A 24020-nucleotide genomic window follows, 5' to 3' on the forward strand; every position below is an offset into this window, starting at 1 on the left:
CGCCTTGTCCCTGCTTTCAATGGCCGCACTGACATTGGCGATAGGCCTCGCCGTGTCGATCGGCGAGATCGTCATACCGCTGCGGACGATTGCGCAAGCTATTGCCAATCGAATGTTCGGCACCTCCTTCGCAATCAAGCCGATCCATGAGGGTATCATCTGGGACTATCGGCTGAGCCGCGCCCTGGTCTCTGCAAGTTCCGGCGCGGCTCTTGCGATGACGGGCGCCATGCTGCAGGCCCTGCTTCGCAATCCGCTTGCCGAACCTTATGTGCTTGGCATTTCGGCGGGCGCCTCGACCGGCGCGGTCGCCATCATGATCCTCGGCATCGGGTCCGGCGTGCTGACGCTTTCCACCGGTGCTTTTTTCGGTGCGGTGGCAGCCTTCGGTCTCGTCTCCCTTTTGGCCGCAGGCGCAGGCGGCGGCGCCGATCGGATCATCCTGGCAGGCGTTGCTGGTTCGCAGCTCTTCAATGCGTTGACGTCCTACATCGTCACGACCTCGGCCGATGCCGAGCAGGCAAGGGGTATCATGTTTTGGTTGCTCGGCAGCCTCAGCGGCGTGCGCTGGACGGATGTTTTTCTCGTTACCCCCATTGCCGGCGGCGGCTTTGTTATCTGCATGCTTCACGCACGTGTGCTGGATGCCTTTGCCTTCGGTACGGACTCTGCCGCAGCGCTCGGCGTACCGGTGCGGCGCGTGCGTCTTACCCTTCTTGGACTGACGGCGGTGATGACCGCTGCCGTCGTCAGCATCGTCGGTTCGATCGGCTTCGTTGGTCTTGTCATTCCGCACGCGGCGCGCTTTCTGGTCGGACCCGCTCACGAGCGGTTACTGCCGGCAACAGCGTTGATCGGGGCGATCTTCATGGTACTTGCCGATATCGTCTCGCGCACGATCATCCCGCAGCAGGTGCTTCCAATTGGCGTGGTCACGGCACTTTTCGGCGCGCCTGTCTTCGCCCTCATCCTCTACAAGGCAAGGAGGCCGGTATGAGTATATCGATGCGCAACGTCGCCTGGTGCGCCGGCAGCACAGTGATCGTCGATGGCGTCAGCCTTGATGTTGCGCCGGGCAAGACGCTTGGTCTGCTCGGACCCAATGGCTCTGGCAAGTCGAGCCTGCTGCGTCTCATCTGCCGGCTGCGGCAGGTTGAGAGCGGCGTCATCAGACTGGGCGAGAGCGATATCAGCACAATGGCGCGTCGCGAGATTGCCCAGCGTATCGCACTGGTCGAACAGCAAGCGACAACCGATGCGGACCTTTCGGTAAAGGATGTTGTCCGCCTCGGGCGAACACCGCATCGAGGCGCGCTCTCCCCCTGGGATAGGACGGACGAAGACGCCGTCAATGCGGCGCTGGAACAGGTCGGCATGACGGCCAAGGCTTTACAGCTGTGGCGCACACTGTCAGGTGGGGAGCGTCAGCGCACGCACATCGCTCGCGCCCTTGCGCAGACGCCGACCGAACTGCTGCTTGATGAACCAACCAATCATCTCGACATCCAGCATCAGTTGGAGCTGCTGGATCTCGTCACGACGCTTCCGGTCACCAGCGTCATCGCATTGCATGATCTCAATCTGGCGGCAATGTTCTGCGATAGCCTGGCCGTCCTGCATAGCGGCCGCGTGGTTGCTGCCGGGCCGCCCGAAGCGGTTCTGACCGAAGAGCTCGTTCGGGATGTATTCGGGGTTCGGGCTCATATCGAGAAGTCGGCGGTTCACGGCAGGCATTACATCCAATATCTCACCCGTTAAGGACGGCCCTCGTCTGAAGCGATGTCCGCTTCCAGGCTGGCGCCGACCTGTCCATCCATCCCGCACGGTTTTGCCGCAAGGATACTTCGATGTCGCATCTTGCCGATCTCCGGCGCTGGACGACATGCTTTCCTTGACCATAAGGCGCCGTTTAGGTACCATAGCAGCATGATTTCCGGGAGATCAGATCAAGTTTAGTCGATCTCTAACAGTTTGTTATCACAGACTATTCAACATCTAACGGAAACAATCACGACATTTCGTTCGGTCACTGCGGCCCCTGTTTCAGGCCTTGCGATGCCTTGATTTCTCGGGCTTAAACGAGTGACGCGCCTCCTGCGGCTTCTCGACCCCTGCCGGACTTCCGAATTTCGATCCTATCGCAACTCCATCAGGTGCCTCAGGCTGTTTAGGGTCGCACCGTCGGCTCCGTTGATCGCTCCTGCCGCATCAAGGAGGCGGGTACACTTGCCTATTGCAGACCCGAGGAAGCAGCATGGTTGGATCTGAAGTATTGATTGCAGCGTCTGGCCGATCAGCGCGTCGGCGGGCATTATGTCCTACGAGGCTTTGATCGTTTCGACCGGGCCGTAACGCGCAGCGTTGGGCGTGCCGGCAAACGAGGAAGAGCCAAAGTAACGTGGATGCGGCGTCGGTTGACGAAGGTTGCGGGGCTGTCGTTTTGGGCCGGTCAAGTGTGAGTTTACTGCAGTCAACTCAATGATGGGCGTCATGATGTTCCCGTGTCCTTGCAATCGCCATCAACATCGATCCGATCGCAAACTCGCCGCGTTGGGCGCGCCGCGTGAGGTCGCGCAAATAACCGCCGGCTGAATTGATCGTCCCCGACCTCTCGAAAATGCAGGCCAGCACGGCTGAGGCAGCTTGCGGACCCATGACACGGCAAGCGTCTCTGTATGCTGAGGGACTGATATGAAGCATTGAACTGACGATAGCTCCTGCGGCAATGAGGTCCTGCCAGGTTCTGACAGTTCCGGCAGGACCATAGCTACGCACTTCCGGGCATGCCTGCAGGACGAGGGAGAGCGGAAATATCGTCGATACGGTGTTGGTTCTTGCCTGAGGTTGACGGAGTTCAGTGTCGCTGTCGTTTGCCGGATCGATCATTGGCGAGTTTACTGCAGTCAACTCAGGGGTTCCAGTTTCAACATCGGCTTCAGAATCAAGATTAGATTCGGATTCTGTTATCTGTATGTGCCGCTCATTTTGTGAGTCATTGGCGCTCAGATTGTCCGTTTTAATTTGTATTTCCAGTCGCTTGACGATTTCATCGCGCAATGCGTCGAGGAGATCCAAGGTGGACGCAACCGCATGGGCACCAGCTGCGCGCGGCAATTGGTTCAGGATATCGTGAAAGCGTGTGTTGACCGCTTGCCAGTCTCCGGGAAGCTCTTCACTGATCGCTGCGTGGACAAGCTTTGAGATGTCGCGGCGGGTGAGCGTGAGACGTTCCTTGAGCGTTTGGATGTAGAGGCGGTCGGCAGAGACTTTCGCGGCCAGGCGTTCGATTTCGCAGGCGCGCGCAAGCAGAGGGGCGAGTGAGAAGCCAAAAGCTTCGTGGATCCCGCCATTGCGGTTCTTGCGAGCGTAGCGCTTTCCGTTGGGGCTGTCCTTGCGGATCACGAGGCCGGCAGCGACGAGGACGGCCATATGCCGCCGGATCGTTTGCTCGGCCATGCCATGGCAGCGAAGCGAGAGCTGCGTGTTGGAGGGAAAGACGACAAGACTGTCATCTGCAGCAAGCTCGCCTTTCGGGTAGAAGCTCAAAAGCGCGTTCAATACCGTGAGCGCTCTGTCGGATATATCGAGCAGAGGCTTGGCTTCACAAAGCGCACGATAGATTTTCCATTTATCGATTGAGGCGCCTGGCTCAATTTTTTGGCTGGTGACCTGACTTGCGAGCATGCCAAGTGTCATCGGCCGCCGCCCAAAAGGCGTCGTCACACTTCCGCTTTCCATTTTCTTCGCCTTCTTCAAGGCAAAAGATATCAGCTCACCGAAAATAGGTGCCGGAGACTCTTGACTATGTTGTGCGGAAATGTGATTCTCTGGGTGTCTAGATCAGAGAGGGCTTCCGCTACGGCAACGTTCGGGGGCCTTTTCTTTTGCTAATGATCTCCGTTCTTTCCTGTCGTCCTGTTATCCTCGAACGCCTCGTAGAGCCGATCGAGATTATCCGCGATATAGGTGCCGAAGGCCGACGCCTTCCCTGCCCTCAGCGCGATGGTGAATTGCTTCCCGTCATCCTTGATCTTCGCCTTGACGGAGCCGTCCCTGTGCTGCCACTGGGTCACGGCCGAGGACGGCGTTGCGGTCTGGACGGCTGATGCCGGCTTTTTGCTGAGGAATGCGCCAAGCATGTCGAACCGGGCATCCGGCTCGGCAGCTTCAAAGGCTGGCGTTTCGATAAACAGCATCGCCCGCTCGGCAGCGTTGTCTTCTTCGAATTTCGCCGAAAGGTCATGCCAACGGTCGCGGCCGGTTGCGCGTGCTGCGCCAATTGCCGAAAGAATCTCGGCCGGAATGCGCCGGGTGACCGACAGCATCTTGGAGATGGTCGTCTTGTCAGCGTTGAGCGCTGCCATGATCGTCTCCCGATCGAAGCCGAGCTTGTCGAGTTTGTCGGCAAACATCGTCCGTTCGATGAAGGAGAGATCCGCGCGTGCGGAGTTTTCCTGTCCCTGGGCAATTACATGATCACGATCGGCAAGCTTCTTGACGACGGCGCGAACCGGCCGCCCAAGTTCCTTGGCAGCGCGCGCGCGGCGATGGCCGAAGGCGATCTGGAACTTTCCATCCTTTTCCGGATGCGGGCGGACAAGAATGGGTGAATCCTGCCCTCGCAGGCGGATGGCTTCCACCAATTCCTGAAACTGCTCATCATTGTGCCCGAGACGATCGCTGACGAAGGAATCTTCGATGAGTGCCGTGTCGAGATCAATCACGGTTTCGCCATGGGCGAGCCTTTCTTCGATTTCGCGCGCAGCGTCAGCCCTTGCAGCAAGGGCATCGATACTGCGGGTAACGGCACCGAGCGCGCCAATTCCCTTGAAGTTCATCTGCTGCTTATCGGGGTCGTTTACGGGCTCGCTGTTTACGGCAGTAAACTTCTTGGAATCGTCCATCAGGCCCGAGAGGATATTCTTACGTGCCATTCTTTCTCCTCCTGGCGGTTGAACGGTTGGTTGCTGTCAATCGGTGCGCCGTCATCTGCGCCCCCATGCCTTATGGATGAGCTCGGCGATTTCGCCATTTACGGCGCTCATGGCCTCCATGGCGCGGTCATAGGTCGCGCGGGTAAACTGATTGCGCTCCACCTCGTAGAGGGTCTGGTTTGTCATGGCAGCATCCGAAATCGCCACGCTTCGCAGCATGGGATTTGTGAGCACGTGATTGCGGAACATCGAGCGCATGAAGGCGACCATCTGCGTCTGTGGCCCATCCTGCGGGTCGTAGCGCGTCACGAGATAGCGCAACCAGTCGAGATTCATGTTGCCGCCGGCGCCTTTCAGCGTGTTCAGCACCTCGCCCAGCATCTGCAGGAACTGGCACATGGACATCACGTCGAGCATTTGCGGATGAACGGTGATGAGCACGGCGGTTGCGCTGCAGATGGCGCTCATCGTCAGGAAGCCGAGCTGGGGAGGGCAGTCGATGACGACGACATCATAGTCGTCGGCGACGGAAGACAGCGCCTCGTCAAGGCGGGCAAAGAAGATGCGGCCGTAGTCGCTCGCTTTGCCCTGGGCAAGCACGCGCGGCGTATCATGCTCGAATTCCATCAATTCGAGATTGCCTGGAACAAGGTCGAGATTGGGAAAATTGGTCTTGCGAATGATTTCCTTAAGCGGTCGCCGCTCGTCGTCGTAACGGATTGCCGCATAAAGCGTCTCGTTTTCGTCGACGTCGAATTCCGGCTGGAAGCCGTGGATCGCCGAAAGCGAGGCTTGCGGGTCGAGGTCGACGGCAAGAACGCGGTGGCCAGTCAGCGCCAGATGCTGGGCGAGATGGGCAGCACTCGTGGTTTTGCCGCTGCCGCCCTTGAAATTCACGACGGCGATGACCTGCAGGTGTTCATTGCCCGTGCGGTGCGGGACGTAACGCGTGCTGCCTCTGGCATTCTGATCCAAGAACAGCCGCATTTCATCCATCTGCCTGGCGGTATAGGATCTGCGCCCGGATGGCGTCACCTGCGGAAGGGGCCCCTTGCCCTCCAGCGAAAGATTGCGAAGATAGCCGCTCGTGACGCCAAGGAAACGCGCCACCTCGGCAAGCTGGAATTCGCGCAGGCTTTTCATCGCACGGGGCGGAAACATTTCCAGGCGATGCTGCTTCAACTTGTCGGACAGTTCCTGTGCCTGGCCGATGATCAGCTGGTCGACATCAGAAATTGCTTTACCAATTGTAGGTGCCATATTCATGGAAATCTCGAAAATGCGATTTTAACGCCGTGAGGCCAATGAAACCGCATTTAGCGCCGATTCTCATTTTCTTGCAAGGCCGCTGGCTTAACAGGCGGTTAAGCACCTTCTAAACGGGCTTTTTCGCGCAATACTTACCCGAGTCACCGAAACATGGCTTGCGGAAATGAACCTCTTTTTAACTTCAGTAATGAACGGGAAACAAATCATATCAGCGCATTAGCTGGAAAGCGCCAAGGTTCTGCACCAGCCGAATCGGGTACGCGGGCAGATAAGGTGGCTGTCGCTTTTGCTTTCGGATTTCAATTAACCAGCCGCGCCCGTCCTCGGTCTGGTCGCGCCCGACGTTGAGCCCGATAAATAGGGTTGGCGACGACCGTTCTCTCGAGCGTTGCGGCCTCTGGTTCACTGCGCAGGATCGCGACAATCGCAGAGGTATCGATCACCATCAGTTCGGAATTCCATGCTCATCGAAGCCGATGATTTCTTCATCGCTTCGGCTGTCGAGTTCGGGCAATCGCGACACTCGCCCACGGATCGCCTGCATCTCGGTGAGCAGACGCTCCTGCGCCACATCGCCGTATCCCATGCGATGTAGACGCTCCGTCAAAGCCTGATGAATGGCTGCGGTCTTGCTGATACCTTACCGCCGCGCAAGCTCGTCAACGAGAGCGACTGTGGCGGGGTTTTTGATATTGAGCGACATGACAGCTCCGATATTTCTACCTTTTGAGGCATTTCTACCCTAAATTTCATCGCTGTCAAAACTCCGCGGCGGCGCTCATTGCAATCCCGGCCCGCGGCTGGCCGTAATTGTCTTCGAACACCACGCGTTCGCCGATCGCCAATTCGAGCAGGGCGTGCGCTGTCTTTTGCTGATGCAGAAAGTGCAGCCGATCAACGACCGCATCGTGCGATGCGATCACCTCTGCTTCATTCAAGTCTCCAGGGTCTGTCCCGTGCATTTTAGGGCCCCGTCCAGGTCAATCGTCGCTCCGAAATCCGGCCAATGCAATCGAGGATCGGCGCTACCCACAGCATCGTTCAGCGATGCAAAGGTCTCCCCTTGCCACCTGTTTCTGCCCCACTTAACCGAGTCGCTTCCGACCTAATCGGCCGGCCCCATTTTTACACCCCATTTAAGTCCATCCATCAACAGGCGGATCAGCCTGCGCGAGCGTTCCCGCCATTCCGGCGAGTCGGGCATCGAATAGATGCTGGAAAGCGCATGCAAGAGGTCGGTGCTCTCCACGTCGCTGCGGATCACGCCCTTTGCAGCAGCGTTGTCCACCAACTGTCGAAGAGCCCCGGAGATGATGCCGGCGCTTTCGGCAAAGAGCTCCGAGTTGCAATTCAGCAAAATGCGCAGGCTTTGTGCCATACCGCGCTTGGCGGCAATGTAGTTGACGAAACGGTGCATCCATTCTTCAAGGGCCTGGTCCGCCGGATGTGTTGCCGCCAGATCGCTGGCGGCCGTCGCCAAATTCTGCAGCTCCCGCCGATAGACAACTTCGACCAGATGTTCGCGCGTCGGAAAGTGCCGGTAGAGCGTTCCGATACCGACGCCGGCACGCCGAGCGACCTCCTCCAGCGAACCTTCGACGCCATGATCGGCGAAGACGTCGGCGGCAACAGCAATGAGTTTGTCGCGGTTGCGTAACGCATCGGCACGCATGCGTCTTTCGGGCTTCGTCTCGCTTCCGGCTATTGCCTTTCCGGTCAAAAGCCTCTCCTGCGGATGGGGACTTGACGCTGCCGCGCAAGCCGCTAGTTTAATCGGAGGCGCCTCCGTTTAACTTGAGCGCCTTGCACCTGTTATCGCAGAAAGAGGCGGAATGTCATGTCTCAATTGCGCAGGCGCCACGAGGTGAAAGCAAATCCCGCAGAGACCGAAACCAGATTTTAGCTGGCGCAGGCGCTTTGCAATTCAAGACCCGGCTATTTTCAATGACGGCGTAAAATTCCTCCGTCGAGGCAGGAGAAAACCATGACCCGGACAATCAACCTCAGGCTTGATATCAACGGTGCAAAGCACGCGCTTGCTGTCGATCCACGCGTGACGCTGCTCGATGCATTGCGTGAACATCTGGCGCTGACCGGCACGAAGAAAGGCTGCGACCACGGGCAGTGCGGCGCTTGCACCGTCCATATCGACGGCAGGCGCGTCCTTGCCTGTCTCACGCTTGCGGCCCAGGCCGAGGGGCGGCAAGTCACGACAATCGAAGGCCTCGCCGCGGCAGACGGCACCCTTCATCCGGTGCAGGCGGCGTTTCTTCAGCATGATGCTTTCCAGTGCGGCTATTGCACGCCGGGCCAGATCATGTCGGCGGTTGCCTGCATTGGCGAGGGTCACACGGGCTCCGATAGCGAGATCCGTGAATATATGTCCGGCAATCTCTGTCGGTGCGGAGCCCATAACAGCATCGTAGCGGCGGTGCGCGAAGCTGCGGAGATGGCGCGATGAAAGAGTTTTCCTATTTGCGCGCATCGTCGGCCGATCAAGCCCGTGAGGCGGCCGCCCGGCAAGGGGCGATGGTCATTGCAGGCGGCACCACCCTGCTCGATCTTGCCAAATGCGGCATTGCCGCGCCGGAAACGGTCGTCGATATCACATTTCTTTCCGGGCTGGACGCAATCTCGTCGACCGAGACAGGCGTTACCATCGGCGCGCTTGCCAAGATGAGCGCGGTCGCCGAGCATCGGGTCATAAAAGAAGCGTTCCCTGCGATCTCGCAATCGCTGTCGCTGGCGGCATCCGCCCAGCTTCGCAACATGGCGACGATTGGTGGCAACCTCCTGCAGCGCACCCGCTGTCCGTATTTCCGCGACCCGGCGGTCTTTACGGCCTGCAACAAGCGCGAGCCGGGTTCGGGATGTTCGGCGATCGGCGGAATGACCCGCAACCACGCCGTCCTCGGCACCAGCGAGCACTGCATCGCGGGCAATCCCGGCGATCTCGCGGTGGCGCTCGTCGCGTTCGACGCGGTGATCCATCTGGGCGTGCGGCAGATTGCAGTCGACGACTTCTTTCTGGCGCCAGGCAACACGCCGCAACTGGAGCATAAAATTGAACGCGGTGAACTCATCACCGCCATTTTCGTCCCCGCCTCGCAAGCAGCCCGAAGATCGATTTATCTCAAGGTCCGCGACCGGCAATCCTACGAATTTGCTGCCGCCAGCGCTGCTGTCGGCCTCGAGCTGGAAGAGGATGGCAAAACGATCCGCGACCTTCGTGTTGCGCTCGGAGGCGTTGCGACAAAACCGTGGCGCGCCCGCGCGGTCGAACGCGCCTTGATCGGCAAGACCGTCGAACCGGCGGCGATCGCAAAAGCAAGCGTGCTTGCCATTGAGGGCGCCATCGACCATGGCGCCAACCGGTACAAGATCGACCTGGCGCCACGTGTCGTTGCTCGCGCCATAGAAAGATTGGGAGGTCTGGCATGACCGTCATGGAACCGAAGATCAAACGCGGTGATGCAGCAGATGGCGTGCTCGGAGGCCGCCTGTCGCGCTTGGATGGACCGGCAAAGATCACCGGCAAGGCAAACTACGCGCTCGAAAATCAAATCGACGGCGTCGTTCACGGCGTGATGGTCCAGAGCACGATTGCGGCAGGCACAATCAGCTCGATGGACATCTCTGCAGCTGAGGCATCGCCTGGCGTGCTGCTCGTGCTGACCCCGGACAACATCATGGAGCTGAAATCGGCAACCACCTGGGCCGGCACGCCCGGTCCTGAAGGTCCTTATCTCGCGCTGACCAACGAGATTACCTTCAGTGGGCAGCATGTTGCAGCCGTGTTCGCCGAAACGCTCGAACAGGCGACCGCTGCCGCGGCGTTGATTAAGGTGAGCTACGACGAGAAGCAGGCCATCTTCGGCTTCGATGATCCACGGGCCGGGGAGGGTATTGCGGTCGAGCAAATGACGATTGAATGGGGTAACGCCGAACAGGCGCTGGCTGAAGCTCCTGTTCGGATCGAAGCTGAATATAAGACACCGCGTGAATACAACGTGCCGATCGAACCCCATGGGCTGATCGCCAAATGGGACGGCGATGTGCTGACGCTTTGGGAACCGAGCCAATGGGTGGATGGCATGGCGCGCAGCTATGCCGAGTGGTTCGAATTGCCCTTCGAGAATGTGCGGATCATCTCGCCCTATATCGGCGGCGGTTTCGGTTCCAAGGCACTCTCGTTGCCGCATGCAGCACTTGCGATCATGGCCGCTAGGAAGCTCGACCGTCCCGTCAAGCTCGCGGTCACCCGTGCGCAGACATTCACTGCCTTCGGCGGCCGCCCTGCCACCCGGCAAACGCTGGCGCTCGGCGCAACGAAGCAAGGAAAGCTGCTTTCGATTGTCCAGCGCGGGGCCAATGAAACGGCGATGACGGGTGTGGCCGTCGAGCCGCTCGGTGCCGTCACCTCGATCATGTATGACGTGCCGAACTTCAGCTCGAGGCAGAACATCGTTCCTGTGCATACGGTTCTGCCCGGCGCGCTTCGTGCTCCCGGCGAAAATCCCAGTGCATGGGGCCTGGAGTCGGCAATCGATGAACTCGCCTATGCCGTCGGCATCGACCCCGTCGAGATCCGTTTGCTGAACTATGCCGAGCGAGACCCGCTTGCCAAGATCCCTTGGTCGACGAGACAACTGCGCGAAGCCTTTGCCGTGGGTGGCGAGGCCTTCGGCTGGTCGAAGCGCTCGCCAAAGCCGCGTTCCATGCGGGACGGCAACGCGCTGATCGGCTGGGGTGTGGCGGCAGGCACCTATCCGGTGCGCCGCACGCCTGGTGAGGCACTTGTGCGAATCCTTGCCGATGGTACGGCGGAGATTGCAAGCAGCGGCATCGACATGGGCCAGGGGACCTATACCATCATGGCCCAGACTGCCGCTGAAGTCCTTGGCATCCCCGTCGAGCATATCCACGTCAAGCTCGGCGACTCGGCCTTGCCGAGGGCGCCCGTCGCTGGCGGCTCGCAGCTTGCAAACCTGATGACGGGTGCCGTTCATAAGGCCGCCCTTGCCGCGCGCGACGAGTTGATCGGGCTTGCTCTCAACGATGCGAATTCGCCGTTCCGGGACGCGCAGGCCAATACGCTCACGATCTCTGAAGGCCGGATCTTGCCGCCGAGGGGAGAAGGTGATGGCGTCGCGATTGCAGACTTCATGCGGCAGATCGGCCGTGAGAAGGTCGAGACGCTGCGTGACACGCTGCCGGAAGACAAGCGGGATGGAAAAGACCGCTACGACAACTTTACGACGATGATGACAATGAAGGCGCCGACTGAAGGCGGCTATTCGCTCCATAGCTGGTGTGCGCATTTCGTCGAGGTTCGCGTGGATGAGGATTTCGGCACGGTCCGCGTCTCGCGCATGGTTTCCGCGCTCGATTCGGGAAGGCTCTACAACCCGAAGCTCGCCGAAAGCCAGTGGCGGGGCGGCATTATCATGGGCATTGGCCAGGCGTTGCTGGAGGAAGGTATTGTCGACGAACGATATGCCCGCGTGATCAACAACAATCTGGCCGACTATCTCGTGCCGACCAATTCGGACGTGCCCGACCTTCAGGTGATTTCCGTCGGCATCCCCGATTACCGTGCCTCGGTGCTCGGCGGCAAGGCTGTCGGCGAATTGCCGATCGTCGGGGTGGCACCTGCGATTGCCAACGCCGTCTTTCACGCGACCGGCAAGCGCATCCGTTCGTTGCCGATCACGCTGGAGAAGCTCATCTAGGCTGGGTGCTGCGAATAAAGAACGCTCCCACAGCTCCGGCAAGGCCGGGCCAGGGAGCATTGCGGTTCTCCCGGCAGCGGGTTTTTCCTCAAGCGTCGAGCGGAGCGCTCGTCTCAGAGTTTGCCGGATCGACAGTCATATCCCGGCGCTCTCCGGCCTGAGCCATCGCCTTGACGAGGGAAAGGACCTTTTCACGCACGGTTGGGTCGGTGATCTTCAAGAAAGCGCGATTAAGCGCCAGCCCCTCCTTCGAACGCAGGAATTCTCCGACCGGGTCGAAGTTTTCGGAGGGCTCCAGTCCGTCGAGGCTCAGCGGCTGCGCGGCGTCCTGCTGGAAGAAGAAGCTCGGCGGTACGGCAAGCACTTCGGCAATCTTTTGCAGCCGGCTTGCGCCGATGCGGTTCATGCCCTTCTCGTATTTCTGCACCTGCTGAAAGGTAACGCCGATCTGGTCGGCCAGCCGCTCCTGGCTGAACCCCAACAGCAGTCTCCGCATCCTCACACGCGAGCCCACGTAGACGTCGATTGCATTAGGAGCTTTTGCGTTCATTTTTGGGTTCCATGGACTGTGTTGACGGGGCGCCCTTTCGAGGCGGCATTTCGGGCAGAATGATAGTGTATGAGCACATAGGAAAATTCAATTGGTACTTTCTTGTGGCGGAATCATTCGTGCAGCAATACAGGCGTTCCAGCGAAATTAAAGCATCAGCGTACCAAACTTGGGAAAACTGGGCTGTAACTGACGCGCAAGTTGCGCTAAATGCTCATGCTTGCGGCCGCCGAGAGCTTCCCCAGGGCTCCAGTCGCCGGATTCATCTTATGAAGAAGTGATCGGCGGCACGCGCAGCGGTCCGCAGGAGAAATGCCTATGGCCGTATTGAGCGAGACTTCCCCCCGTTTTGAGAAGACGACGATGTCGATCCTCGTGGCTGTGAGCTTCTGCCATATGCTGAACGACATCATGCAGTCGCTGCTTTCTTCGCTTTATCCGCTCTTCAAGGCAAACTACGATCTCGATTTCGTCCAGATCGGACTTCTGACGATGACGTTCCAGGTCACGGCTTCCCTGTTGCAGCCCTTTGTGGGGATCGTCACCGACCGCTGGCCGATGCCTTATTCTCTGCCGGTCGGCATGGCCAGCACCTTCTGCGGCCTGATCCTGCTCGGCAATGCCGCAAGTTTCGAATTGTTGCTGGTGGCTGCGAGCCTCATCGGTTTTGGTTCGGCCGTCTTTCATCCGGAATCCTCGCGCGTTGCGCGTCTTGCCTCCGGCGGCCGTCACGGTTTTGCGCAATCCTTCTTCCAGGTCGGCGGCAATGCCGGCCAGGCCATTGGGCCGCTGATTGCCGCCTTCGTCGTGCTGCCGCTCGGCCAGCACAGCGTCTCCTGGCTCTCCGCCATCGCGATGATCGGCATCGTCGTGCTCGGCTGGGTCGGCAACTGGTTCATGAGCCACCGCCGGCAGAATGCCGGAAAGCCTGCGGTGAGCCGTGCGCTGCCCTTGCCGCAGAACAAGGTGATCATTGCGCTCATCATTCTCGTCTTGCTGACGGCGACGAAGAACGTCTACATGGCGAGCGTGTCGAGCTACTTCACATTCTACGTCATCGACAAATTCCAACTCGATGTGCAGCAGGCCCAACTGATGCTGTTCCTCTTCCTCGGTTCGGTCGCCGTCGGCACCTTCCTCGGCGGGCCGATCGGGGATCGCTTCGGTTCCCGTTTCGTAATCTGGTTCTCGATCCTTGGCGTTATTCCCTTCGCATTGCTGCTGCCTTATGCAAACCTCTTCTGGACCGGTATCCTCAGTGTCGTGATCGGCCTTGTCTTTGCCTCTGCGTTCTCGGCGATCGTCGTCTTCGCGCAGGAACTGGTGCCCGGTCGCGTCGGTCTGATCGCCGGCGTCTTCTTCGGCTTCGCCTTCGGGGCGGGGGGACTGGGTGCTGCCTTCCTCGGCGATTTCGCCGACAGCCACGGCATTGAGTTCGTCTACCGGATCTGCTCGTATTTGCCGCTGCTCGGCCTGCTCACGGTTTTCCTGCCGCGCATTCCGAGGCACAAGGCCGTCTGATCCGGCTCCCCCAAATCTCGACCGCAATGCTTTCCCGCCCCGGTGTGAAAGCCCTAGAGATTTAATTTCCCGGATCAAACCGTAATAGAATACTATTTCTATGGATTATAGTCATTGTTGCTAGGCTTTACGGATCGCCATTGCCGAGGAGAGCAACATGACCGACACTCGCCGAGAGCTCAAGCTTGGAGCCTTTCTCTATCCGACCGGCCACCATGTTGCCGCCTGGCGCCATCCCGATGCGCAAGCCGACGCCGGCTCCAACTTCGCCCATTATGTCGCGCTTGCGCAGGCTGCCGAAGCTGCAAAATTCGATCTCATCTTCATGGCGGATGGTGTCGGTACCCGCGGCACGGACATCGAAGCGCTGAGCCGTACCGCCATCCGCTACGTCGCGCAGTTTGAACCGATCACCCTGCTTTCGGCACTTTCCGCCGTAACCAGGAATATCGGTTTTGTGGCAACCGCCTCCACGTCCTACAACGAGCCTTATCATATCGCCCGCAAATTTGCCTCCCTCGATCACATCAGCGGCGGTCGGGCGGGCTGGAACCTCGTTACTTCGTCGAGCGAACATGAGGCCCATAATTTCGGCCGCGACGAGCATTATGCCCATGCCGAACGCTACGAACGCGCCGAGGAATTCGCCGACGTGGTGCGCGGCCTTTGGGATACCTGGGAGGAAGATGCCTTCCCTCGCGACAAGGAAAGCGGCATCTATTTCGACCCCGACAAGCAGCATATCCTCAATCACAAGGGCAAGTATTTCAAAGTCCGCGGGCCGCTGAACGTTGCCCGTGCGCCGCAGGGACATCCGGTGCTGGTTCAGGCAGGCTCCTCCGAGCCCGGCAAGGAACTTGCCGCCCGTACCGCGGAAGTGGTCTTCACCGCCCACCAGACGACCGAGGATGCGCGCGCCTTCTACGCGGACCTCAAGGGCAGGCTCGCAAAATACGGCCGCGACCGCGACGATCTGAAGGTCATGCCCGGCATCTTCCCAGTCGTCGGGCGTACCGAGCAGGAGGCGCAGGACAAGTTTCAACAGATCCAGGATCTCATCCACCCGGCCGTCGGACTGTCGATGCTCGCGGGCATGGCAGGCTCGATCGATCTGTCGCAATATCCGCTGGACGGCCCAGTGCCGGAGCTTCCCGAAACCAACAGCAGCAAGAGCCGCCAGAAATTGTTGCTCGATCTTGCGCGCCGCGAGAACCTCACCATCCGCGACCTTTATCTTCGCATCGCCGGCGCCCGCGGTCATTACCAGGTCGTCGGAACGCCGGTGCAGATTGCCGACAAGATGGAGGAGTGGTTCACGACGGGGGCTGCCGACGGCTTCAACATCATGCCGCCGCATCTGCCGGTCGGCCTTTATGATTTCATCGAGCATGTTCTGCCGGAGCTTCGCCGCCGCGGCCTTTTCCGCAGCGACTACGAAGGCCGGACGCTTCGTGAAAATCTCGGCCTCGGCGTGCCGCAACATCCGGCCCGCGCCCAGATCGCTGCCGAATAAGGGGAGGAAACAACATGACCAGTTCGACCCATCTCGAAATCCGCAGCGTCACCCGCGACTTCCAGGTGAACGGCAACAAGCTCACCGCACTCGACGATATCAGCCTTGATGTCGCAGAGGGTGAATTCGTGACGATCGTCGGCGCCAGCGGCTGCGGAAAATCGACGCTGCTGCGCCTTGGCGCCGGACTCGATACGGCCTACGTCGGCTCGATCACCCATGCCGGAAAAAGAGTAACCGGTCCCAGTCTCGATCGCGGCATCGTCTTCCAGGAGCCGCGGCTGTTTCCCTGGCTGACCGTCGGCCGCAATGTTGCGCTCGGGCTTGAGAACGCCGGCCTTGGCACGGCCGAAAAGAAGCGTCTCGTCGAGGAGCATCTGGAGCTGGTCGGCCTGTCGGCCTTCGCCGATGCCTATCCGCACCAGCTGTCGGGCGGCATGGCCCAGCGCGCGGGCATTGCCCGCGGGCTTGTCAACCGGCCGAACGTGCTTTTCCTCGATGAGCCCTTTGGCGCGCTCGATGCGATCACCAAGACGCGGCTGCAGGACGAGCTTCAGGAAATCTGGGCCAGGGAGCGCATCACCATGATCCTCGTCACCCATGATGTCGAGGAGGCGGCCTATCTCGGCGACCGCGTCGTCGTGATGTCGCCACGCCCCGGCCGCATCCGCGAGATTGTGCCTGTCGATCTGCCGCGGCCGCGCGACCGGACCTCGGCAGCACTTTCTAAAGTCCGCAACCGCGTGCTCGAAAGCCTCAGCACCACGACGAAGGCTGGCCCACAGCAGAGCCCCGGTGTTCCCCCCAAGGCCCCCAAGGTGGCTGGACTGCGTCCAGCCATTGCCGCAGCCGGCTAATTTGTCGAAACGGAGAGAAATTATGAAACTTGTATCCCTTGCCGCAGGTATTGCGCTTGCACTTGGCCTCTTCACTGATGCGCTAGCTGAGGAGCCGCTCGTCATTCATGTCGGCTATGCGGCAATCGGCGTCGATAACCGGCCTTACTCGGAGGGCACATCGGCGGCCACGGCGCGTGCTGGTGAATACCTGGAGAAGGAATTCGCAAACGATCCGAATATCAAGATCGAATGGACATTCTTCAAGGGCGCCGGCCCGGCGGTCAATGAGGGCTTTGCCAACGACCAGCTCGATTTCGCCTACCAGGGCGACCTACCCTCGCTGATCGGGCGGGCAACCGGCTTGAAGACCAAGTACCTGCTGGCAAGCGGTGCCCGCAAGCCACTCTATCTTGCTGCCGCAAAGGCCTCCGGCATCACGAAGATCGAGGACCTGAAGGGACGCAAGATCGCCCTGCAGCGCGGCACGAATGGTCATCTTGCCGCCATCAAGGTGCTTGCGGCTCACGGACTGAATGAGCGCGACGTGCAGGTCGTCAATCTCGACAGTGCCGGAACGGTCGCTGCGCTGACGAGCAAGGACATCGATGCAGCCTTCGGCGACACGCAGCTCATCAACCTGGCGGCCAAGGGTGCAGCCGACATCATCTACACGACCAAGGGCGATGATCCGCGCTTTGGTCGCAATGCCGGCGTGATCGGCCGCCAAGCCTTCATCGAGGCGCATCCGGAAATAACGCAGCGCCTCGTCGATGCCTTCGTCAAGGCGGCGAAATGGTCGTCCGACGAGCCAAATCGTCCCGCGCTTTTCGAACTCTGGCACAAGTCCGGCACCCCGGTTCCGATCCTGGAGGAATATTTCAGCAACGACACGCTGGCTTACCGCAACTCGCCACTCATCGATGACCTGCTGGTGTCGCAGTACAAGGAGCAGGCGGTAAAGGGCAAGGAGTTCGGTCTCATCCGCCGCGATGTCGATCTCAACGGCTGGTTCGAGCCGAAATACTTGAACAGTGCGATCGAACGGCTGGGCCTCAAGGATTTCTGGCAATCTTACGGCGCAGATGGAAAACCTCACGCATCGTGAGCTGACGCAAACGGAGACAGGCATGGCTGCAATCTTCGAGGCCGTCGACGATGCCGGCATTCGCATGGCGCGGCGACGGCGAAGCCGCGCCGTCTTCGGCGCAGCCGGTCTGGTCCTGCCTGCCGCGCTTTTTGGCCTCTGGTGGGTGGCCTCGGCAGAGGGCTGGCTTGCAGAACAAATCCTGCCGCCGCCTTTCTTCGTCTATGAGACGGCGCGCGACATGATCGCAAGCGGCGAACTTCTCTTTCACGCCGGCGTCAGCCTTCGCCGTGTGGTGATCGGCTTTGCAATCGGTTCCGTGGCCGGGCTTTGCCTCGGTATCGCGATCGGCCTGTCGCAGAAAATCGAGGACTATGTGAAGCCGCTCTTCCTTGCCTTTGCGCAAATCCCGACGCTCGGCTGGATCCCGTTGCTGATGCTTTTTGTCGGCATCGGCGAAACGCTGAAGATCATCATCATCGCCAAGGGAGCGCTTGTGCCGATGACGCTGAATACCTTTTCCGGCATCCGCGGCGTATCGCCAAAATACGTCGAGGTCGGCGAAGCGCTGTGTTTCAGCCGCTGGCAAAGATTGCGGCTGATCGTGCTCCCGGGCGCCGTCCCCTCGATCTTTACGGGCGTCCGCTACGGTCTAACCCATGCCTGGACCTCGCTTGTCGGGGTCGAACTGCTCGCTTCGTCCGAAGGACTTGGCTATCTGCTCGTCTGGGGCCGGCAGATGTTCTGGCTCGATACGGTCATCGTTGCCATGATTGTCATCGGCCTCGTCGGCTTTGCCATGGACAAGGGCTTGGATCGCACCGAAATGCTGATCCAGCGCTGGAAACGTCAGGAGATATGACATGAGCGTGGCACTCTCCGCCCGCTTCCGCCGCGGCGTCACACTGCCGGTCCTTCTTCTTGTTGCATGGGAGGTATCGGCCCGCACTGGCCTTGCCGACCCGCGGTTCCTGCCTTCTCTTAAAGACGTGGCGCTGACGGCCAAGCGTGAGATTTTCGACAACGGCCTCTTTGCCGAACTCGGCTTTTCTTTGATGCGCAATATCGCCGGTTTCGGGATTGGCACCGTCCTAGGCATCGCCTTCGCAACGCTGCTTGCGCTCTCGCGTCCCGCCGACCGGCTGATCTCACCCACCTTCAACGGCCTGAAGCAGATTTCGCTGCTTGCGTGGATCCCGCTCATTTCCGTCTGGTTCGGCTTCGGCGAGCCGGCGAAGATCGTCTTCGTGGCACTTGCCGCCTTCATCCCGATTGTGCTCAACACCTATGAAGGAATGCGCAGCGCTCCCGCCGATCTCATTGAAGTCGGCCGCGCGCTGAAATTCACGACCCGTCAACGTATCCTGCGCATCCATCTGCCGTCGGCCATGCCGTCGATTGCCACCGGCGTGCATCTCGGGCTGATCTACTCCTGGCTTGCGACGGTGGGTGCTGAATATTTCCTCGCCGTCGGCCCGGGCATCGGCGGGCTGGTCATCGCCGGCCGCGAGCGTTTCGACATGGCCCTTGTCATGGTCGGCGTGTTCGTTCTCGGCCTGGTCGGCTTCTCGCTTAACCGTCTCGCCTATGCGCTTGAATCCTACCTCCTGCGCTGGCGGCCGAGACAGGCGCGATAGGCGCCACGCTGGACATGGAAATCACCAGTTTCCTGCGTAAATTATCCTAAGGCCCTATCGCGCCCGATACGGTTCGAGTGATAGCGTGCGGCCAAGAGGAAATGCCGGAGGAAAACATGGCCAAGAAGACGACCGCGGATTGGGCGGCATTGGCGCAGAAGGAGCTGCGCGCTCAGCCTGAGACGCTGACCTGGCACACCCCAGAAGGCATCGACGTCAAGCCGCTTTACACGGCCGCCGATATCGAAGGGGCGGGGCATCTCGACTCCCTTCCGGGATTTGCACCCTTCGTCCGGGGTCCGCGTGCGACGATGTATGCCGGCAGGCCCTGGACGATCCGCCAGTATGCCGGTTTTTCGACGGCCGAAGAATCCAACGCCTTTTACCGTCGCAATCTCGCCGCCGGCCAGAAGGGCCTCTCCGTCGCCTTCGATCTCGCCACCCATCGCGGCTATGACAGCGACCATCCGCGCGTCGAAGGTGACGTCGGCAAGGCCGGTGTCGCAATCGACTCGGTCGAAGACATGAAGATCCTCTTTGACGGCATTCCGTTAAACGAGATGTCCGTGTCGATGACCATGAACGGCGCGGTCATTCCGATCCTTGCCTCCTTCATCGTCGCAGGCGAGGAGCAGGGCTGCTTAAGGGGCGATCTTTCCGGCACCATACAGAATGACATTCTCAAGGAGTTCATGGTCCGCAACACCTATATTTATCCGCCTGAACCTTCGATGCGGATCGTCGCAGACATCATTGAGTATACGGCGAAGGAAATGCCGAAGTTCAATTCGATCTCGATCTCCGGCTACCACATGCAGGAGGCGGGTGCGACACTGGTTCAGGAGCTTGCCTTCACGCTGGCCGATGGCCGCGAATATGTGCGGGCGGCAATCGCCAAAGGTCTCAATGTGGACGACTTTGCCGGACGTCTTTCCTTCTTCTTTGGGATCGGCATGAACTTCTTCATGGAGGCGGCGAAGCTGCGCGCGGCCCGGCTGCTCTGGGCGCGGATCATGGAGGAGTTCGAGCCGAAGAAATCGTCCTCGTTGATGCTGCGCACCCATTGCCAGACCTCGGGCGTGTCGCTCCAGGAGCAGGATCCCTATAACAATATCATCCGCACTGCCTTCGAAGCGATGTCGGCGGTGCTGGGTGGCACGCAGTCGCTGCACACCAATTCCTTCGACGAGGCGATCGCGCTGCCGACGGAATTTTCCGCGCGCATCGCCCGCAACACGCAACTCATCCTGAGCCATGAGACAGGTGTCACCAGGGTCGTCGACCCGCTCGCCGGCTCCTTTTATGTCGAGAGCCTGACGCAGCAACTGGCAGACAAGGCATGGGCTCTGATCGAGGAGGTCGAGGCACTTGGCGGCATGACACGCGCTGTCAACGAAGGCCTGCCGAAGCGGTTGATTGAGGAAGCCGCCGCGCGGCGGCAAGCTGCGGTGGACAAGGGCGATGAGGTTATCGTTGGCGTTAACAAGTACCGCCTCGAAAACGAAGAGCCGATCGACATCCTGGAAATCGACAACAGCGCCGTGAGAGCCGCGCAGATCAAGCGGATCGAAGAGACGAAGCGCCGGCGCGACAGCGCCAAGGTCGCCCAAACGCTCGCTGCGCTTGTCGATGTCGCGCGCAGTGGAAAAGGCAATCTCTTGGCTGCGGCCGTCGAGGCGGCCCGTGCGCGCGCCACCGTGGGCGAGATCTCCGATTCCATGCGGAAAGCCTTCGGCGATCACGCCGCGACGCCAAGGGTCATCAAGGATGTCTATGGCGAAGCCTATCGCGACGAGCCGGAGCTTGCGGTCTTGAAGAGCCGCATGTCGGACGTCAGCGCGGCGCTCGGCCGCAGGCCGAAGATCATGGTTGCCAAACTTGGCCAGGACGGCCATGACCGCGGCGCCAAGGTGATCGCATCGGCGTTCGGCGATATCGGTTTTGACGTACTTGCCGGTCCGCTTTTCCAGACGCCGGAAGAGGCGGCGCAAATGGCGATCGGCGAAAACGTCAACGTCATCGGTGTCTCGTCGCTTGCCGCCGGCCACAAGACGTTGCTGCCGCAGCTCGTCGATATCCTGAAAGCAAAGGGCGGCGGCGATGTCATCGTCATTTGTGGCGGTGTCATTCCGCGCCAGGACTATCAGTTTCTGGCTGATCACGGTGTTTCTGCCGTTTTCGGCCCCGGCACGCATGTGCTCGACGCCGCCAACTCCGTGCTGGATCTTATGCAGGGAATCCGGCGCAACCAGTAGATTCCTGGCCGGCATTTGCCGCTGTTGCAGGCGATCGGCAGGATCTTACTGCGTGGTATTTTTTGATACGCGCAGGCCAAGCCGGAAGCGGAAATCGCCGAACCTACGTCGCTTGCCGGATGTTGCCGGGCCAAGCTTTTTTTCTTCGCCGGCTGCCGTCGAGGTGACCGCCAGATGGGGCGCTAAGCTTAGCCTTGCTGCATCGGTTTCGAGGAACTGATGGATCGGCAACTGGCGACTATCGCCAAGGCAAGAGCCGTTGCTGGACTGCCGGCAGGAGGTTAGCGAAGCAGCCCGGCTGCGCGCAGCGCGTCATTGATGATTTTGCCGACCCGGCTGTCGCCGGGCTCCGGTTGAGGGCTTCGTCGCTCTCTTGCGCCAGCCAATTTCCGAGCGCCAGACCCCTCGGCAGCGGCGAACTCTGTTGCTTCGACATCGGCATCGGAAGCGAGGCCCCAACTGCGCGCAATGCGCGCGGTCGACGAAATGCCCGCCTCAAGCATGTAGGGCCCCGGTCGGCCGAACGCAGAGCCGCCTTGGGTTGCAAGCGGAAGGCCATGCGCCATGCCTTTGATGGAATAGGTTTCGATGACCATTCGCCCATCGGCATCGAACCAGACCTTGTGCTGGTGCCCATTAGCCACTTCCGTGCGATCCGGCTCTTTACGTGTCGCGTGAACGCCGCTCCACTGATCCACGATCTGATCTGCATTCCTCGGTCGCACTGTTTGATCATGCGTTCCATGCCACACGGATACAGTCGGCCACGGACCTGCGTGATGTCCGGCACGCTTCAACGCGGACCGGAGCTTGGCGGCGCTCGACGGATTTCGCCCCTGCATTTGTGCGAACGCTTCTGCAACATTGGCCGCCGCGCCATAGGGAAGTCCCGCGATGATCGCGCCGCCCGCGAACATCTCAGGATAGGTCGACAGCATCGCGTTCGCCATGGCGCCACCTGCTGAAAGACCCGTCACGAAAACCCGGTTTGGATCGATGCCCTGTGACTGAACGACATGTGCGACCATTTGGCTGATGGATGCGGCTTCGCCCGCACCGCGTCGTGCATCCCCGGGTTCAAACCAATTGAAACAGAGGTTCGGGTTGTTCGAGTGCTGTTGTTCTGGATAGAGAACCGCAAATCCCCGCCGCTCAGCGAGCTGCGACCATCCAGAACCCAGTGCGTATCCTTTAGCTGTCTGGGTGCAGCCATGGAGGGCTACGACGAGCGGGGTTCGCGTATCCATATGTGTCGGGAGGAACAGCCAAGCCTTGAGCGCGCCGGGATTGGACCCGAATGCTGCGATCTCGACAAGGCGTTCGTGAGGTGAATCTCGAAAGGACACATGCTTCTCCTTGAGCCAACAAAGGCGCCGAGGATACATATAGGGATGATTGCTGCAGTGCACAAATGCGGGGAGGCCAATTGCCGCAGATCCAGGCGGCAGAACTGGGCCGGAGCTATGTCAGGCGTGAAGCAGCCCGCGCGCGGCGAGGTTTGCCATCAAAGCCGAAATGCCGAACGTCCATGGGGGGCATTCGGTGGAAAGGCGAACGGTATTGACAAGCGTTCCAAGCCCAGATGAGGAGATCTCGACCACATCGCCGACCTTGTGCGTAAAGCCCTGGTTGGGGGCGTCGCGGTCCTGCGTCGGGGCAAACAGCGTGCCGAGGAACAGCATGAACCCATCCGGATACTGATGATGAGGCCCGCAGGTCTGCCTGACGAGATCGGTCGGGTCGCGGCTGATCTTCGACATTGAGCTCTTTCCGTGGAGAACGAAGCCGTCCTGGCCGGTGACCTTCAGGTCAAGCTCGGCCTTGCGAACCTCGTCGAGGCCGTAGGTGGCGTCGAACAGGCGAACGAAAGGACCGATGGAGCAGGAGGCATTGTTGTCCTTCGCCTTGCCGAGCAGCAGCGCCGAGCGGCCTTCGACATCGCGCAGGTTGACGTCGTTGCCGAGGGTCGCGCCCTTGATTTCGCCGCGGCTGTTGACCGCAAGCACGATTTCCGGTTCCGGATTGTTCCAGGTCGAAATCGGATGCAGGCCAACATCGGCACCCCAGCCGACGGAGGAAAGAACCGGCGACTTGGTAAAGACCTCGGCATCCGGGCCGATGCCGACTTCGAGATATTGCGACCACATGCCTTCGTCGATCAAGGCCTGCTTGACCTTTGCCGCTTCCGGAGAGCCTGCTTTGATGTTGGCGAGGCTGCCGCCGATCAGTGTGCCAACGCGGCTCCGGATCGAGGCTGCGCGATCCGGATTGCCGGCAGCTTTTTCCTCAATGACGCGCTCGATCATCGATTGGGCAAAGGTCACACCGCAGGCCTTCACGGCCTGAAGGTCTGCCGGCGCCAAGAGATAAGGCCTGGCAGCGTCCGGCCTGCCGGCGCTGTTTGCTGCCACTGTTTCGAGTGAAGCAAGCCGATTGCCATCCGCTTGGCGCACGAAACCTGCCGGATCGGCTTTCTCCAGAAGCGCGCTCAATGTCGGGGCTTGCCTGGACGTTATGTCGACTATTTCTCCGTTTCGGATCGTGACAATCGCCGGACCGGCTGCCTGCGGATTCCAGACGCGGCCGACAAACAGGCCGCCCGATGAGGCGTCGTCGAGAAGCTGAGGCATGATGACCTTCCGTCGCAGTCGAGCTTTTGCTCATGTGATTAGAAATTCGCCGCCCT

21 protein-coding genes and 1 pseudogene are annotated in these 24020 nt (G+C 60.1%); 12 read left to right on the top strand and 10 right to left on the bottom strand.

What is annotated here, in order from left to right; genetic code table 11:
* Positions 1-19 precede the first annotated feature (19 nt).
* Together ACZ9DP_RS02230 and ACZ9DP_RS02235 are read left to right on the top strand one after the other, a co-directional pair.
* The gene (locus tag ACZ9DP_RS02230) at positions 20-997 is read left to right on the top strand and encodes a FecCD family ABC transporter permease (RefSeq protein WP_476202161.1); all 978 of its coding nucleotides are present in this window, start codon (positions 20-22) and stop codon (positions 995-997) included.
* Positions 994-1758, top strand: a complete 765-nt coding sequence (locus ACZ9DP_RS02235) for an ABC transporter ATP-binding protein (protein ID WP_372418052.1) — start codon at positions 994-996, stop codon at positions 1756-1758. Before ACZ9DP_RS02230 ends, ACZ9DP_RS02235 begins: the two co-directional genes overlap by 4 nt.
* 717 nt (positions 1759-2475) lie before the next feature.
* Here ACZ9DP_RS02235 and repC read toward each other — a convergent pair.
* The 7 genes and pseudogenes from repC to ACZ9DP_RS02270 form a co-directional block, all read right to left on the bottom strand.
* A complete protein-coding gene (gene repC, locus ACZ9DP_RS02240) occupies positions 2476-3738 on the bottom strand; it encodes a plasmid replication protein RepC (RefSeq protein ID WP_476202163.1) in 1263 nt (420 codons plus the stop codon).
* Positions 3739-3887: 149 nt separating this feature from the next.
* Positions 3888-4934 (bottom strand): plasmid partitioning protein RepB, encoded by a 1047-nt coding sequence (repB, locus tag ACZ9DP_RS02245; protein WP_476200039.1) that lies wholly within the window; start codon positions 4932-4934, stop codon positions 3888-3890.
* A 51-nt stretch (positions 4935-4985) separates the two neighbouring features.
* Positions 4986-6200 (bottom strand): plasmid partitioning protein RepA, encoded by a 1215-nt coding sequence (gene repA, locus ACZ9DP_RS02250; RefSeq protein ID WP_040116398.1) that lies wholly within the window; start codon positions 6198-6200, stop codon positions 4986-4988.
* A gap of 359 nt (positions 6201-6559) precedes the next feature.
* Positions 6560-6649: pseudogene (locus ACZ9DP_RS02255) on the bottom strand (type II toxin-antitoxin system VapC family toxin); the annotation flags it as partial.
* Complete coding sequence (locus ACZ9DP_RS02260) at positions 6649-6840, bottom strand: type II toxin-antitoxin system VapB family antitoxin (RefSeq protein WP_476202165.1); 192 nt, start codon at positions 6838-6840, stop codon at positions 6649-6651. The gene ACZ9DP_RS02260 and the pseudogene ACZ9DP_RS02255, both read right to left, overlap by 1 nt.
* 121 nt (positions 6841-6961) lie before the next feature.
* On the bottom strand, positions 6962-7141 hold the full coding sequence (locus ACZ9DP_RS02265) for a hypothetical protein (RefSeq protein WP_476200041.1): 180 nt from the start codon (positions 7139-7141) through the stop codon (positions 6962-6964).
* 167 nt (positions 7142-7308) lie between these two features.
* Positions 7309-7875, bottom strand: coding sequence for a TetR/AcrR family transcriptional regulator (locus ACZ9DP_RS02270; protein WP_476202167.1), 567 nt, complete (start codon positions 7873-7875; stop codon positions 7309-7311).
* Between the two features lie 312 nt (positions 7876-8187).
* On the opposite strand from ACZ9DP_RS02270, the gene ACZ9DP_RS02275 reads away from it, so the two are divergent.
* The 3 genes from ACZ9DP_RS02275 to ACZ9DP_RS02285 are packed head-to-tail and all read left to right on the top strand — an operon-like array spanning position 8188 to position 11935.
* A complete protein-coding gene (locus tag ACZ9DP_RS02275) occupies positions 8188-8664 on the top strand; it encodes a (2Fe-2S)-binding protein (protein ID WP_476200042.1) in 477 nt (158 codons plus the stop codon).
* Positions 8661-9644: an FAD binding domain-containing protein gene (locus ACZ9DP_RS02280; RefSeq protein ID WP_476200044.1), complete on the top strand. Its 984-nt coding sequence runs from the start codon at positions 8661-8663 to the stop codon at positions 9642-9644. The genes ACZ9DP_RS02275 and ACZ9DP_RS02280 overlap by 4 nt, the downstream gene beginning before the upstream one ends.
* The gene (locus tag ACZ9DP_RS02285) at positions 9641-11935 is read left to right on the top strand and encodes a xanthine dehydrogenase family protein molybdopterin-binding subunit (protein WP_476200045.1); all 2295 of its coding nucleotides are present in this window, start codon (positions 9641-9643) and stop codon (positions 11933-11935) included. Before ACZ9DP_RS02280 ends, ACZ9DP_RS02285 begins: the two co-directional genes overlap by 4 nt.
* Positions 11936-12023: 88 nt before the next feature.
* Here ACZ9DP_RS02285 and ACZ9DP_RS02290 read toward each other — a convergent pair whose 3' ends face one another.
* The gene (locus tag ACZ9DP_RS02290) at positions 12024-12485 is read right to left on the bottom strand and encodes a helix-turn-helix domain-containing protein (protein WP_074072961.1); all 462 of its coding nucleotides are present in this window, start codon (positions 12483-12485) and stop codon (positions 12024-12026) included.
* A gap of 318 nt (positions 12486-12803) precedes the next feature.
* On the opposite strand from ACZ9DP_RS02290, the gene ACZ9DP_RS02295 reads away from it, so the two are divergent.
* The 7 genes from ACZ9DP_RS02295 to scpA all read left to right on the top strand — a co-directional run bounded on the left by ACZ9DP_RS02295 (position 12804) and on the right by scpA (position 21334).
* A complete protein-coding gene (locus ACZ9DP_RS02295) occupies positions 12804-14006 on the top strand; it encodes an MFS transporter (protein ID WP_074072960.1) in 1203 nt (400 codons plus the stop codon).
* A gap of 157 nt (positions 14007-14163) precedes the next feature.
* The gene (locus ACZ9DP_RS02300) at positions 14164-15519 is read left to right on the top strand and encodes an LLM class flavin-dependent oxidoreductase (RefSeq protein ID WP_476200047.1); all 1356 of its coding nucleotides are present in this window, start codon (positions 14164-14166) and stop codon (positions 15517-15519) included.
* A 14-nt stretch (positions 15520-15533) separates the two neighbouring features.
* Entirely contained in the window at positions 15534-16376 is an 843-nt protein-coding gene (locus ACZ9DP_RS02305; protein WP_476200048.1) for an ABC transporter ATP-binding protein, read from the top strand.
* 22 nt (positions 16377-16398) lie between these two features.
* The gene (locus ACZ9DP_RS02310) at positions 16399-17463 is read left to right on the top strand and encodes an ABC transporter substrate-binding protein (RefSeq protein WP_476200050.1); all 1065 of its coding nucleotides are present in this window, start codon (positions 16399-16401) and stop codon (positions 17461-17463) included.
* 22 nt (positions 17464-17485) lie between these two features.
* Positions 17486-18304, top strand: coding sequence for an ABC transporter permease (locus ACZ9DP_RS02315; protein ID WP_476200052.1), 819 nt, complete (start codon positions 17486-17488; stop codon positions 18302-18304).
* Between the two features lies 1 nt (position 18305).
* Complete coding sequence (locus tag ACZ9DP_RS02320; protein WP_476200053.1) at positions 18306-19079, top strand: ABC transporter permease; 774 nt, start codon at positions 18306-18308, stop codon at positions 19077-19079.
* Positions 19080-19195: 116 nt separating this feature from the next.
* Positions 19196-21334: a methylmalonyl-CoA mutase gene (scpA, locus tag ACZ9DP_RS02325; protein WP_476200055.1), complete on the top strand. Its 2139-nt coding sequence runs from the start codon at positions 19196-19198 to the stop codon at positions 21332-21334.
* 281 nt (positions 21335-21615) lie between these two features.
* Here scpA and ACZ9DP_RS02330 read toward each other — a convergent pair whose 3' ends face one another.
* Both ACZ9DP_RS02330 and ACZ9DP_RS02335 read right to left on the bottom strand, forming a co-directional pair.
* The gene (locus ACZ9DP_RS02330) at positions 21616-22680 is read right to left on the bottom strand and encodes an extracellular catalytic domain type 1 short-chain-length polyhydroxyalkanoate depolymerase (protein ID WP_476200056.1); all 1065 of its coding nucleotides are present in this window, start codon (positions 22678-22680) and stop codon (positions 21616-21618) included.
* Positions 22681-22800: 120 nt separating this feature from the next.
* Positions 22801-23967 (bottom strand): fumarylacetoacetate hydrolase family protein, encoded by a 1167-nt coding sequence (locus ACZ9DP_RS02335; RefSeq protein ID WP_476202169.1) that lies wholly within the window; start codon positions 23965-23967, stop codon positions 22801-22803.
* Positions 23968-24020: the final 53 nt, after the last annotated feature.

It is taken from the genome of Rhizobium sp. USDA 4016 (genome assembly GCF_056279705.1).